At 65.8% G+C, this 12,298-nt stretch carries 11 protein-coding genes; 5 read left to right on the top strand and 6 right to left on the bottom strand.

The window, feature by feature from the left end; all coding sequences use genetic code 11:
* Positions 1 to 51: 51 nt before the first annotated feature.
* On the top strand, positions 52 to 843 hold the full coding sequence (locus tag AC6LJY_RS11745; RefSeq protein ID WP_120156397.1) for an RNA methyltransferase: 792 nt from the start codon (positions 52 to 54) through the stop codon (positions 841 to 843).
* A 73-nt stretch (positions 844 to 916) separates the two neighbouring features.
* On the opposite strand, the gene AC6LJY_RS11750 is transcribed toward AC6LJY_RS11745, so the two are convergent.
* Positions 917 to 1,906: a Bug family tripartite tricarboxylate transporter substrate binding protein gene (locus tag AC6LJY_RS11750; protein WP_120156398.1), complete on the bottom strand. Its 990-nt coding sequence runs from the start codon at positions 1,904 to 1,906 to the stop codon at positions 917 to 919.
* A gap of 160 nt (positions 1,907 to 2,066) precedes the next feature.
* Here AC6LJY_RS11750 and AC6LJY_RS11755 point away from each other — a divergent pair, with 160 nt between their 5' ends.
* Positions 2,067 to 2,828 carry an IclR family transcriptional regulator gene (locus AC6LJY_RS11755; RefSeq protein WP_046804169.1) on the top strand — a complete coding sequence of 254 codons (762 nt, stop codon included), beginning with the start codon at positions 2,067 to 2,069 and terminating at the stop codon, positions 2,826 to 2,828.
* 114 nt (positions 2,829 to 2,942) lie between these two features.
* Here AC6LJY_RS11755 and AC6LJY_RS11760 read toward each other — a convergent pair whose 3' ends face one another.
* From AC6LJY_RS11760 to AC6LJY_RS11780, 5 genes are all read right to left on the bottom strand, one after another.
* The gene (locus tag AC6LJY_RS11760; RefSeq protein WP_046804170.1) at positions 2,943 to 3,788 is read right to left on the bottom strand and encodes a mechanosensitive ion channel family protein; all 846 of its coding nucleotides are present in this window, start codon (positions 3,786 to 3,788) and stop codon (positions 2,943 to 2,945) included.
* A gap of 108 nt (positions 3,789 to 3,896) precedes the next feature.
* The gene (locus tag AC6LJY_RS11765) at positions 3,897 to 5,009 is read right to left on the bottom strand and encodes a DUF1513 domain-containing protein (RefSeq protein ID WP_498135988.1); all 1,113 of its coding nucleotides are present in this window, start codon (positions 5,007 to 5,009) and stop codon (positions 3,897 to 3,899) included.
* The gene (locus AC6LJY_RS11770) at positions 4,999 to 5,943 is read right to left on the bottom strand and encodes an imelysin family protein (protein WP_498136013.1); all 945 of its coding nucleotides are present in this window, start codon (positions 5,941 to 5,943) and stop codon (positions 4,999 to 5,001) included. The genes AC6LJY_RS11765 and AC6LJY_RS11770 overlap by 11 nt, the downstream gene beginning before the upstream one ends.
* A 335-nt stretch (positions 5,944 to 6,278) precedes the next feature.
* Positions 6,279 to 7,796 (bottom strand): di-heme oxidoreductase family protein, encoded by a 1,518-nt coding sequence (locus AC6LJY_RS11775; protein ID WP_498135989.1) that lies wholly within the window; start codon positions 7,794 to 7,796, stop codon positions 6,279 to 6,281.
* Positions 7,793 to 9,091, bottom strand: coding sequence for an imelysin family protein (locus tag AC6LJY_RS11780; RefSeq protein WP_498135990.1), 1,299 nt, complete (start codon positions 9,089 to 9,091; stop codon positions 7,793 to 7,795). The genes AC6LJY_RS11775 and AC6LJY_RS11780 overlap by 4 nt, the downstream gene beginning before the upstream one ends.
* 210 nt (positions 9,092 to 9,301) lie before the next feature.
* On the opposite strand from AC6LJY_RS11780, the gene AC6LJY_RS11785 reads away from it, so the two are divergent.
* The 3 genes from AC6LJY_RS11785 to AC6LJY_RS11795 all read left to right on the top strand — a co-directional run bounded on the left by AC6LJY_RS11785 (position 9,302) and on the right by AC6LJY_RS11795 (position 12,224).
* On the top strand, positions 9,302 to 10,228 hold the full coding sequence (locus AC6LJY_RS11785; protein WP_046804208.1) for a LysR family transcriptional regulator: 927 nt from the start codon (positions 9,302 to 9,304) through the stop codon (positions 10,226 to 10,228).
* A 105-nt stretch (positions 10,229 to 10,333) separates the two neighbouring features.
* A complete protein-coding gene (locus AC6LJY_RS11790) occupies positions 10,334 to 11,134 on the top strand; it encodes a class II aldolase/adducin family protein (protein WP_046804173.1) in 801 nt (266 codons plus the stop codon).
* A 130-nt stretch (positions 11,135 to 11,264) separates the two neighbouring features.
* Positions 11,265 to 12,224, top strand: coding sequence for a Bug family tripartite tricarboxylate transporter substrate binding protein (locus AC6LJY_RS11795; protein ID WP_120156403.1), 960 nt, complete (start codon positions 11,265 to 11,267; stop codon positions 12,222 to 12,224).
* The last annotated feature ends 74 nt before the right edge of the window (positions 12,225 to 12,298 follow it).

Genomic DNA, 12,298 nt, shown 5'->3' on the forward strand with positions numbered 1-12,298 from the left:
GAAATCGACCCAAAAAACCAGGAAGGCGTGAAGCCAAACGCGCCATTTTAAATGACTCAAGCATTTTCACGTGTTCGCTTCATTATGGTGAACCCCAGCCACCCCGGAAACGTGGGTTCGGCGGCCCGCGCCATCAAGACAATGGGCTTCTCCGAATTGGTCTTGGTAGAGCCTAAATTTCCAGATGTAACCAGCCAGCCCGAAGCCGTGGCTCTGGCCAGCGGCGCGCTGGATGTGCTGGAAAACGCGCGCATCTATCCGTCGCTGGAAGAAGCGCTGGCGCCCGTGACCATGGCTTTTGCCCTGACCGCGCGCGTGCGCGACCTGGGGCCCCCGCCCTGCGACATCCGTCAGGCGGCCGACCTGGCCCGCGCGCATCTGGCCGGTACCGCTGAAGGCGTGGCCGCCGTGGTGCTGGGCACCGAACGCGCCGGGCTGACCAACGCGCAAATCGCGCTGTGCCATCGCATTTGCCACATTCCCGCCAACCCGGAATACAGCTCGCTGAACGTGGCTCAGGCCTTGCAGCTGGCCGCCTGGGAGCTGCGCTACGCCCTGCTGGTGGAACAGGGCGCGGCGCTGTTGCCGGCGTCGACCGCGCAAGAGCCGTCGCGCGGCGCCGAGCCCGCTTCGGGCGAGGCCGTGCAGGCGTTCCTGGCGCATTGGGAAGAAGCGCTGATCGGCGTCCAGTTCCTGGACCCGGCGCACCCGAAGAAGTTGATGCCGCGCATGCGCCACCTGTTTTCGCGGCCGGCGTTGACGCGCGACGAAGTGGACATGATGCGCGGCGTCTGCACCGCCATGCTGGCCACCGCTCGGCGCAACGGCGGCGCAAAAAAATAGGGACGGGCGCAAGGCCCGTCCCTTTGGGATCACAGCCCCGCCAGCAACTGGTGCTGGCCGGGGTGTCCCGCGATCAGTCCACCTTGGCGCCCGAGGCCTTGACCACCGGGGCCCAGCCATCGACTTCCGACTTGATGAACGCGCCGAATTCAGCCGGCGTGGTCTTCACGCCCACGGCGCCCAGCTTTTCATAGCTGGTCTGCACGGAAGGCTTGTCCAGCGCTTTCTGCATGGCGGCGTTCAGCGTGTTGATCACTTCCGGCGGCGTGCCGGCCGGGGCCAGCAGGCCGAACCAGGACGACACGTCAAAATCGGTAAAGCCCGATTCCTTCATGGTGGGCAGGTCCGGCGCGCTCTTGGAGCGGTCGCTGGTGGTGACGGCCAGGGCGCGCAGCTTGCCCGATTGGGCGTGCGGCCATGCCGACGGCATGTTGTCGAACATGAATTGCACCTGGCCGCCGATCAGGTCGGTCATGGCCGGCGCGCTGCCCTTGTAGGGCACGTGCAGCACGTCAATGCCCGCCTTCATCTTGAACAGCTCGCCCGCCATGTGGATGGAGGTGCCGCTGCCCGACGAGGCAAAAGCCAGCTTGCCCGGGTTCTTCTTGGCGTAATCGACCAGTTCCTTGACCGACTTGACCGGCACTTCCGGGTTCACGACCAGGATATTGGGCACTTTGGCGCCCAGGGCGACCGGGGCGAAGTCCTTGGTCAGATCGAACGTGACGTTCTTGTACAGCGTCTGGTTGATGGCGCTGGTGACGGCCACGAACAGCAGCGTGTAGCCATCCGGGGCGGCGCGCTGCACCTGGTCGGTGGCGATGTTGCTGCCGGCGCCCGGCTTGTTTTCAACCACGAACGACTGGCCCAGGGCCTCGGTCAGTTCCTTGGCCATGATGCGGGCGATCACGTCGGTGGTACCACCGGCGGAAAATCCGACCACGATGCGGACGGGTTTGTCAGGGTATGCGGCATGGGCGGAACCCATTGCGAAGGCGCTTGCGGCGGTAGCCAGAAGGGTGGCGGCAAAACGCCGCAGGCCAGGCTTTTGACCTGTAGTCATAGTGTCTCCGTGCAGGTACTGTCCATTAGATGGACGATTCGAATTATTTGATGACGCATTTTGAGCTATACACGACGGTTGCATCAAGGTAGAGTCCACGCTACGGACAATGGTTTTCCCTTGACCGTTCCGCAATAACCCTAAGTTTTCAGAGATTTGCATGCAAGACAGTGATGCCGCGGCCGCAGGCCCACGTACGTTGCGGCGCGGACTTGCCGTGCTGGCCGCCCTGCGCGACCAAGGGCCCGACGGCCTCAGCGTGACCGATATCGCCCGCTTGACGGGCATACAGCGCCCCACCATCTACCGCCTGTTGGCCGCCCTGTTGGACGCCGGCTTGGTTCTGCCCGTGACGGGCACCAAGAAATATCGCGCGCAGCTGGCCGTGGACCCCGACACCCGCTCGCGCGATCCGCGCGTGCGTCAGCTGCTGCCCGTGCTGCGCCGCCTGGCGGACCGCACGGGCGACGCCGTGTTCCTGGTGGTGCGCGACGATGATGATTCCATCAGCCTGCATCGCGAGATCGGCAGCTATCCGGTGCAGATCCTGGCTACCTACGCCGGCAAGCGCCAGCCGCTGGGCGTGGGCTCAGGCGGCATGGCGCTGCTGGCCGCGCTGCCGGACGACATTGCACGCGGCATCGTCGACCGCAATTCGGGTCGGCTGGACGAATACGGCGGCATGACGCCGCAGGAAATGTACCGGCTGATCGACAACACCCGCGCGCGCGGCTATTCCGTGGTGGGCAACCATGCGGTGCGTGGCGCGCTGGGCGTGGGCTGCGCGCTGCTGGATTCGCACGGCTCGCCGCTGCTGGCCGTCAGTGTCACGGCCATCATCGACCGCATGCCGGCCCAGCGTCAGCGCGAGATCGCGGGCTGGATCAAATCGGAACTGGCGCGGCTGGCGATGCAGGCTTGATGGCGACCCAGAGGGTGGACCAGATAGCGGACCAGATGGCGGACGCCTTCTTGGCCGCATGAAACAACGGGCGCCCGAAGGCGCCCGTTTGCATGCTCGACAAGCCGGCGACCATCAGGTGGCCGCGTCAGCCTTGCCGGCAGTCTTGGGGTTCTGGATTTCGCGCAGCGGAATCGGCGGCTGAAAACCGGCCGCTTCCAGCGAGGTGCGGATTTCCTGGTACAGGCCCCAGCGCAGATCCCAATACTTGCTGGATTCCGCCCACACGCGCACGTTCACGATGACGCCGCTTTCCTTGTACTCAAACACCTTGATCTGCGGCTCCGGATCCATCAGCGCATCCGGGCGCGCGGCGACGATTTCCTTGAGCTTGTTCATCACCTGATCCAGGTCGTCGCCATAGCGCACCGGCACCGGGATATCGAGGCGGCGCGTTTTGTTGCGGCTGTAGTTGGTGATGGTGGCGTTCCAGACGGTGCTGTTGGGCAGCGTCAGGTGGATGCCGTCGCCTTGCACCAGCCGCGTCAGGAACAAGCCCACTTCGGCCACCGTGCCGTCAGCGCCGGAGCTCAGGGCGATGTATTCGCCCGCGCGGATGGGGCGCAAGATCAGCAGCATGATGCCGGCCGCGATGTTTTGCAGCGTACCTTGCAGCGCCAGGCCCACAGCCAGACCGGCGGCGCCCAACACGGCGATCAAGCTGGCCGTCTGCACGCCAAACCGCGCCAGCACGGCGATGACGGTAAAGATGCGCACGGCCCACACGACCGTGCTGTAGAACATCGGCACGATGGTCGGGTCGATCTTGCTGGATCGCGTTGCCGCGCGTCGCACCCAACTGCCCAGCAGCGACGACACCCACCAGCCGATGATCAGGATCAGCAGGGCCACCGACAGATTGATGCCCATATCAACCAGCCTGGGGGCCCAGGCGTGGAATTCGTTCAAGGCGTCTTCCATGGAATTTTCCACAAAAAATAACAACCGAAAACTGTATCAGATGACGCCGACACAAAGGGGCGCGGCGCGGGCTTGCTATGTCAAGCTTTGTAAGTGCCGTGCGCAGTGTCAGGCTTTGACGGCGCGGAAGTGGTTGTCCCAGGACAGCTCGCGCGAAGGCAGCAGCACCGGTGCCTGGTAACCCGTGGCATCGGCACGCAGCATGGCGCCCAGGCCGCTGCTGATCAGAAACCCGGTTGCGGGCGCGGGCGCCACGCCGCACCCGTCGGCCAATGGCGTCGTGCCCAGGCAGCGGCCGCTGGCCGCGTCCCAATACATCACCTGCCCGCCCACCGGGCTGGACGTGGCGATGACGCCGCCCGCCGCATCCACCGTGACCGACCCGACGTAGTTGCGCATATTGCGCAGCGTCTCGGCCGGCCCTTCGAACAGTTCCAGCTGCGCGCCGCGCCGATGCCGCCCGACCAGCGCGGGCCGATCCGATGCCGGTCCCATGTACTGGCAGCCGAACCACACGCAGCCGTCGGCCGCCAGCGCCAGATGCCGGATCGACAAGCGATGCAGCGTGGGCGGCAACTCCACCTTTTCAAGCAACCGGCCACTGGCCGCGTCGATATAGGCCAGCGATGGCCGCATCGTGTCCAGGTTCAGTTCCAGCTTGCCGTAATCGGGATGCGTCAGGATGCCGCCGTTGGCGACGCACAGCGTCTTGCCGTCCGGCATCAATACGACTTCGTGCGGGCCGATACCGGCCGAATCGAATTCGCCGATTCGGCGCCACGCGCCGCCCGGCGAGGCATCGTAGATGCCCAGCACACCGCGCCCGCCTTCGAAGTCGTTTTCCGTGGCGGCCAACAGGCGCCCGCCATCAATAAACGCGCCATGTCCGAAAAAATGGCGTTCGTCCGGCACTGGCAAGGCCTGCGGCTGGCCCTTGTCACGCAACGAAAACGCCACGGCAAAAAAGCCCGGCTGGCGGCCGAACACCACCGCGCGCTGGCGCGCGGCGTCGATGGCAAAGCTATGGCCGCGCGCGGGCATCGGCACCACCAGACGGTCCTGCCCGGCCTCGTCCAGCAACACGGCTTCGTCGCGGCCGCCGCGCTTGCGCGCGCTGAGATACAACGCGCCGCCATCGGCGGGCAGCACCGCCCGCGCGGCGTTGGGCGACAAGCCCAGCGCCGTGGCCAGCATCAGGAAGCGGCGGCGGTCAATCACCATCAAGCGCATTGAACCCGATGGTGACACCCAGCGCCGGGGCCAGATCCTGGTCGACGATGGCCTTGGCGTTCTGGATAGTCAGCGAGGCCAACAGCAACAAGCGGCGCCCTTCTTCGTCTTGCAGCGCGGCGTCCAGCGGGGCCAGCACGGCTTGCAAGGTCTGGGCGGCGGACTGCAATTCGCCGCGCACGGACACATCCATCCAGTCGCTGCCGGCGGGCAAGGCATAGGCGCCCGCCTGATAGAACGCCCTCAAGCCATCCAGATTCGCCGCCAGCAAGCGCGTGGACATGCCGCTGCGCCAGAACGCGGCGCGCTTGGGCCGCGCGGCGTCGGGAGACTCGCCCAACACCGGCAGGATCTTCACATCGCGGGCAAACTGCAAACCGGTCGACAAGGCCTTCATGGCCTCGGCGGCAATTTCCTGGGGGTCGCGGTACAGGTCGTTGCCGGCTTGCGGCTTGGCGAACTGGCGGCCGAACTCGCCTTGCGGGCTCCAGGCCTGGGCCACATCGCGCGATATCGTCGTAACGTTGGCGGCCACCGCGCGGGCATAGCCGCAGGCGTAGGCAAAGGTCGGCGCGCCGGTCTGCTTGAGCAGCGCGGGGTCGCCGTACAGCACGTATTCCAGCGCGGGCAGGCCCTGCACCGCCACGCTGCGGCCCGCCAGCGCGCCGGGCGCGAGCAAGGCGGCGTCTTGCGCGGCGATCAACTGCTGCACCTGGCGCGGCATGACGCCGCGCGTGTCGGGCCAGAACGCCAGCCGTTCAAAGCGGTTGGCTTGCACCAGCGGGCCAAAACGCAGAATCTCGACGCCGGACCACGCCAGCGCCAACTGTGTATAGGCGTCGGCCACGCGCGTGGCACCGGCGGCATCCGGCCTGGCGCACCAGCCGCCCAGCGCGCCATCCAGCGCGGCGGCGGCATCCACCATCTTGCTGACGGCCGGGCGGGCGTAGTCGCGTGCCAGCCGCTCGCCCAGGTCCGGGGAAAGTTGCGCCTGCACGGCCAGCGGCACGGCCAGCAGCGCGGCCGCCAGGGTGGCCTTCGATGCCAAGGATTTCAATGCAAAGGCGTTCAGCGCGGTGGACTTCAATGCGGGGGCCTTCAAAGCGGTGACCTTCACTGCGAGAGTGTTCAGCGCCGTGACCTTAAGCGCGGTGGGCTTCAATGCGGTGGACTTCAATGCGGCGCTCTTCGTCACCAGGGCATTCCACGCAATCGCCCTGCCCCGCGCAGCCTTAACCCCCGCTTGCGTCATAGATGCCATCACAACGACTCCAGGAAACGAATCAGATCAGCGCGTTCGTCAGGCGTCATCGCCACGACGCGATCGCGCGCGGGTTTGCCCGCGCCGCCATGCCACAGCACCGCTTCCAGCAGCGTACGGGCGCGCCCGTCGTGCAGCCACGTCGCCGTGGGATTCACGGTCTTGGTCAGGCCGATGCCCCACAGCGGCGGCGTGCGCCACTCGCGGCCGGTGGCCTGGCCGTCGGACACGCCATCGGCCAGGTCATCGCCCATGTCGTGCACCAGCATGTCGGTGTACGGCCAGATCAGCTGAAACCGGTGTTCCGGCTGCTTGGCGTTGCGGCTGGTCACGTACTTGGGCACGTGACACGCCACGCAGTTGGCTTCGTAGAACAGCTTCTTGCCGGCCAGCACGCGCGCGTCGTCGGCGTCGCGGCGCTGCGGCACCGCCAGGTTGGTGGAATAGATGGTCACGAAGTCCATCAGTTTGGCCGGCACCTCTTCCGGACCAAAGCGCGGCTGCGCGCCGTGCGGCATATCCAGGCACTGCTTTTGCGCGGGCGTGCAATCGCCCGAATGCTTGGGGAACAGCGGCGTGGACAGGCCCATGTCGTTGGAGAACGCGGCGGCGCTCTGCTGTTCAACGGTGGGCTGGCCCGCCTTCAGATTGAAGCGGCCCAGCACGCGCTTGCCGCTGCGCGCGTCGGTCACCCAATTCGGCTTGCCCACGATGCCGTCGCGCTTGTCCGCGCCCACGTTGGCCAGGATGTCGGCTTCGTGTATGGATTCCAGCAGGCCCAACCCGATCATGGGCGGCGCCAGGCGCGGCGAAATCTGCGTATCCGCGCGCAGGGGGCCATAACCCGGGTTTTCGATGCGATACGTGGGCTTCATCAACGTGGCCGTCTCGCCGCCGTTCAATGCCACCGCGATGGGCGCGTATTCGATTTCCATGCGGCCTTCGGCCGGCAGCCCCGCCACCGCGAAGTTCTGCAATTGCACGCCGTAGACGGGTTCGGGCAACTCGGCCAATTCGCCGGGCGCCAGCGTCAGATGACCGCGGTCCGGGCCGCGCGGCACCGCAAGGCGCAACAGCAGCGCCACGGCGTCGGTGCGTTCCAGGGGGTCGAAGCCCGGCACGGTGCCACGCCCGTCCTTGGTGTGACAGGCCTGGCACGAACGCGCGTTGAACAGCGGCCCCAGGCCGTCGGAGGCCTGCGTCGATGCCGGCGCCGACACCCAGTCCTTGCGGAACAGGCCGTTGCCCACCTGAAATTCCTGGCGGCCCTCGAAGCTCATGTTGGCCGAGGGCTGGGAAAAGATATCGGCGTTGATCAGTTTATTGGTGGTCGCCGCCCCGGCCTGCATGGTCTCGAAGGTTTCAACCTTGGAGAAATCGCGCGTGGGCGCGGTGATGGCGGTGACGCGTTTTTGGTCTTCGGGCGTTAAGTCGTCACGCCCGGCAGTAACTTCGGTGGCAGCGGCGGCGCCGGCGCAGGCCGACGCCGCCAGTACGGCGGCTAGAACGAGTTTCACTTGAATACGGCGTCAGGTTTATCCAGGCTGTCGGAACCTTCGATGGCTACCTTGCCAAGCTCAAGCAACGTGATCACGCGTTCCAGGCTGCGGGTCTGGTCCACCAGGCCGTCGATGGCGGCCTGCACCACGGCGTTGCCTTCCTTATTGCCGTCCGCAATCATCTGGTCATAGGTTTCCACCGTTTCGGCGCGCGTCTTCATGGCCTGCATGGCCGCCACGGTGGCGTCCAGCTTGGCGCGCACTTCGGCGTCCAGCTTGGGATCGCGCGCCTTGACCAGTTCAGACAGGCTGGCGCCCGTGACCTGCTTGCCGTCGATGCGGGTGTAGGTGCCCAGGTAGACGTTACGGATGCCGATCTGGTCGTAGTAGTGCGAATTGTGGGTGTTGTCCGAGAAGCAATCGTGCTCTTCTTCGGGGTCGTGCAGCATCAGGCCCAGCTTCATGCGTTCGCCGGCCAATTCGCCGTACGACAAGCTGCCCAGGCCCGTCAGCATGGCGATCAGGCCCGCCTTGGGATCTTCTTCCACGGCCTTGCGCGCCGCGCCGTCCTTCTTCCAGTTGCCGACCATTTCTTCCAGGTCGGTTACCAGCAGGTCCGTCACGGCCTTCAGGAATTGCACGCGGCGTTCGCAGTGGCCGCCCGTGCATTGCTTGGTGTCGAAGTCGGTATGCGGGCGGTCGCCCGAATGGCGTTCTTGCGGCGTGCCCTTGCGGTCCGCCGGCGCCGGGCCGGTGCCGTTCAGGTCCTGGCCCCACAGCAGGAATTCGATGGCGTGATAGCCGGTGGCCACGTTGGCTTCGTTGCCGTCGGCTTCGTGCAGCACTTCGGACAACAGCTGCGGCGTGATCTTGCTGACGTCCACCGTCTTGCCGCCGACCGAAATCTTTGAATTGGCGATGACGTTGACGGCGTAGTAGGCGTTTTCGTCGTTGTCGGTGCCGTACGAGGCATCCACATAGTCGATCAGGCCTTCGTCCAGCGGCCAGGCATTCACGCGGCCTTCCCAGTCATCGACGATGGGGTTGCCGAAGCGATACGCCTCGGTCTGCTGGTAGGGCACGCGCGCGGCCAGCCAGGCTTCGCGGGCGGCCTTTAGCGTGTCGGCGCTGGGCTTGGCGATCAGCGCGTTGATGGCAGAGCGCAGCGTCTTGGCGGCGGCCAGCGAATCTTCATAGCCCGCCAGCGCCAGATCCGAATAGGTGGCGACGACAGCACGGGGTTCCGCCGCCGCGTGGGCCGTTCCCCCGAATACCGCTGCGGCCAACACCGCACCCAACAACAACTTGCGCATCGACTTTCTCCCGTGACTCGAACGGTGTCCGCCCCCGCGGCGGGCCGTTCCGACTTCAATTTTGTGGATGCGAGTGTAAACAATTTTCGTTTGATGTTCAGCGCCAAGTCAGATACCTGACATTTTTTTGAACGACATCCGCGCAAAAAAATGCGCGCCACCAAAGCGTGCCGCTACTATCCCGCTATTACCGTCCCCGTTTTGAAGACCATGGAACTGCGTCAACTCCGCTACTTCGTGCGCGTGGCAGAACTTGGCAGCATCGGCCGGGCAGCGCGCGATCTGGGCGTGGTGGCCTCGGCGCTAAGCCAGCAGATCAGCCGCCTGGAAAGCGAATTGGCGACGCGCTTGCTGATGCGCACGCACACCGGCGTGGTGCCCACCGCCGCCGGCACCGCGTTCCTGCGCCAGGCCCGGCTGACACTGCGGCACGCGGAACACGCCGTGGCCGCCGCGCGCGAGGCCCGGCTGTCGGGCATGGTCAGCGTGGGCTTTGCGCCCACCACAGCATCCATGTTGGCCCGGCCGTTCTACGCGGCCATGGCCGAACGCTATCCCAACGTGCGGCTGCATCTGGTCGAAGGCTTGTCCGGCAACCTGGGCGACCAGCTGAACAACCGGCGTCTGGACCTGGCGGTGCTGTTCCAGAATGACAGCAGCCAGGGCCGCAGCGCCATCCCGGTGCTGGACGAAAAATTGTTCCTGCTGGCCCAGCGCGGCGTGTTCGCCTTGCCCGACGGCGAACCCGCCACCATCGACCAGTTGGCGGGCCTGCCCCTGGCCGTGACCAGCAAGGCCCATGGCCTGCGCGCCTGGGTAGAAGCCGCCTTCGAACGCGTCGGCATCGAGCCCTGGGTGGCGGTGGAAGTGGACGGGCTGACGACCTTGATGGACCTGGTGCAGGCCAACCCCATCGCCACCATCCAGCCGGGCGCCGCCGTGGCGCGGGCCGAGGCCGGACTGTTGAACATGCACCCCATCGACGACCCCTTCCTGTACCGCCGCAACGCCGTCTACTGCATCAACGACGAAGAACTGTCACCCGCCGCGCTGGCCGCGCGCGTGGTGCTGGTGGACGTGATGCGTGCGCAAGTGCGCCACGGCGGCTGGCCCGGCGCCACCCTTCTGGATTCGTGATGCCCCCATGCCGGGCGCAGGGCTAGGCCGCGCCAGGTCCCACGCATACATTGCATTGGTGAACGCCGTGGCATGGTGCCGCGGCAACGGACCTCTGCAAAGCTGATGACCACTGACTCCCGACGCCCGGGCACGCTTCCCATTGCTTCCATGCGGCCGCACTGTTCCGACCAGGAATGGCAGGCCCGTGTCGATCTGGCCGCCTGCTACCGGCTGGTCGAGCTTTACGGCATGGCCGACATGATGGCCAACCACATCTCGGCCCGCGTGCCGGGCGAAGACAACGCGTTCCTCATCAACCCCTACGGGATGATGTACGAAGAGATCACGGCGTCCAGCCTGATCAAGGTGGACCTGGACGGCACCATCCTGGCCAAGCCGGACTTTGGCGACATGCACTACGGCATCAACAAGGCCGGCTACGTGATCCACAGCGCGGTGCACGCCGCGCGCCATGACGTGGACTGCGTGATCCACACGCACAGCTGGGCGTCGATGGCTGTGGCCTCGCTGGACTGCGGGCTGCTGCCGTTGACGCAGACGGCCATGCGCTTTTTGAAGATTGGCTATCACGACTACCAGGGCGTGGTGCTGGACCTGCAAGAGCAGCAATCCCTGTTGCAGGACCTGGGTCAGGGCGAAGCGCTGATCCTGCGCAACCATGGCGCGCTGACGGTGGGCCGCACGGTGGGCGAGGCCTTTAACTGGATGCATCGGCTGGAGCTGGCCTGCCGCTCCCAATTGGCGGCCATGGCCACGGGCTCGCCGCTGCGCCAGGTCAGCCCCGCCGTGCTGGAAGAAACCTGGAACAACTATCAGCCCGGCACGCGTCGCCCTTACGGCGTCATGGAATGGCCGGCCCTGCTGCGCAAGCTGGACCGCATCGACCCCGGCTTTCGGGATTGACCCCGGCGTCCTGAGCGACGACGGATTCCTGCATTGGAGTCCTGCATTCGATCTTGCATTTCAATGGCGCCGGCCGACGTGGCGGCACGGCGCCGACCTATCCAAACGACAACCACGGACGGAGACAACGATGAATACTGCCCGAGCCCTGCTCGCCGCCGCAGCGGCGGCCTGCGCCTGTACCGCGCCGCCCGCCATGGCCGCCGACTACCCCGACAAGCCTGTGAAAGTGATCGTGGCGTTCACCGCCGGCGGCACCACCGACACGCTGACGCGCAGCATGTCCAACGCGCTGTCCAAGAAGCTGGAGCAACCGTTCGTGGTGGAAAACAAACCGGGCGCGGGCGGCAACATCGGTACCGAGTTCGTGGTGCGCGCCGCGCCCGACGGGCACACGCTGATCGTCAATTCCGTGGGCCCCATCGCGGTGAATGCGTCGCTGGCCAAACTATCGTTCGACCCCTTGACCGACCTGGTGCCGATGGTGCAGATCGCCACCGTGCCCAACGTGCTGGTCGTGCCGCCGTCCTCGCCCGCCAAGGACATCAAGAGCTTTCTGGCTTACGTCAAAAAGGCGCAGCACTTGAACTACAGCTCTACCGGCGTGGGCACGTCGTCGCACTTGTCCAGCTATATGTTGATGGACCAACTGGGGGTGCAGGCCACGCACGTGCCGTACAAGGGGGCCGACGCAGTCAACGACCTGCTGGCCGGACGCATCGACTTCATGTTCGCCACCATTCCGTCGGTGATCGGGCAGATACGCGCGGGCAAGCTGCGCCCGCTGGCCGTCAGCACGCTGCAACGGTCGGCGACCCTGCCCGAGTTGCCCACCATTGCCGAGTCCGGCTATCCGGGCTTTGATGCCGGGTCATGGTTTGGCTTCTTCGGCCCGAAAGGCACGCCGCCCGAGGTGGTCACCGTGATCAACCGCGAAGTCAACGCCGCCCTGCCCTCGCTGAAGGCGCAGATGCTGCATGAAGGCGCCGAGCCCGTGGGTGGCACGCCCGCGCAGTTCTCCACGTTCATCCGCGCGGAACACGACAAGTGGGCCGCGCTGGTGCGCAAGTTCCAACCGGCCGCCAACTAAGCAGCATGCCTAAGCAGCACGCCTAAGCAGCTACATCTCCAAGCAGCCGCCCTTAGCATTCGCCCTTAAGCATT

It is taken from the genome of Achromobacter sp. RT286_PF (assembly GCF_059760425.1).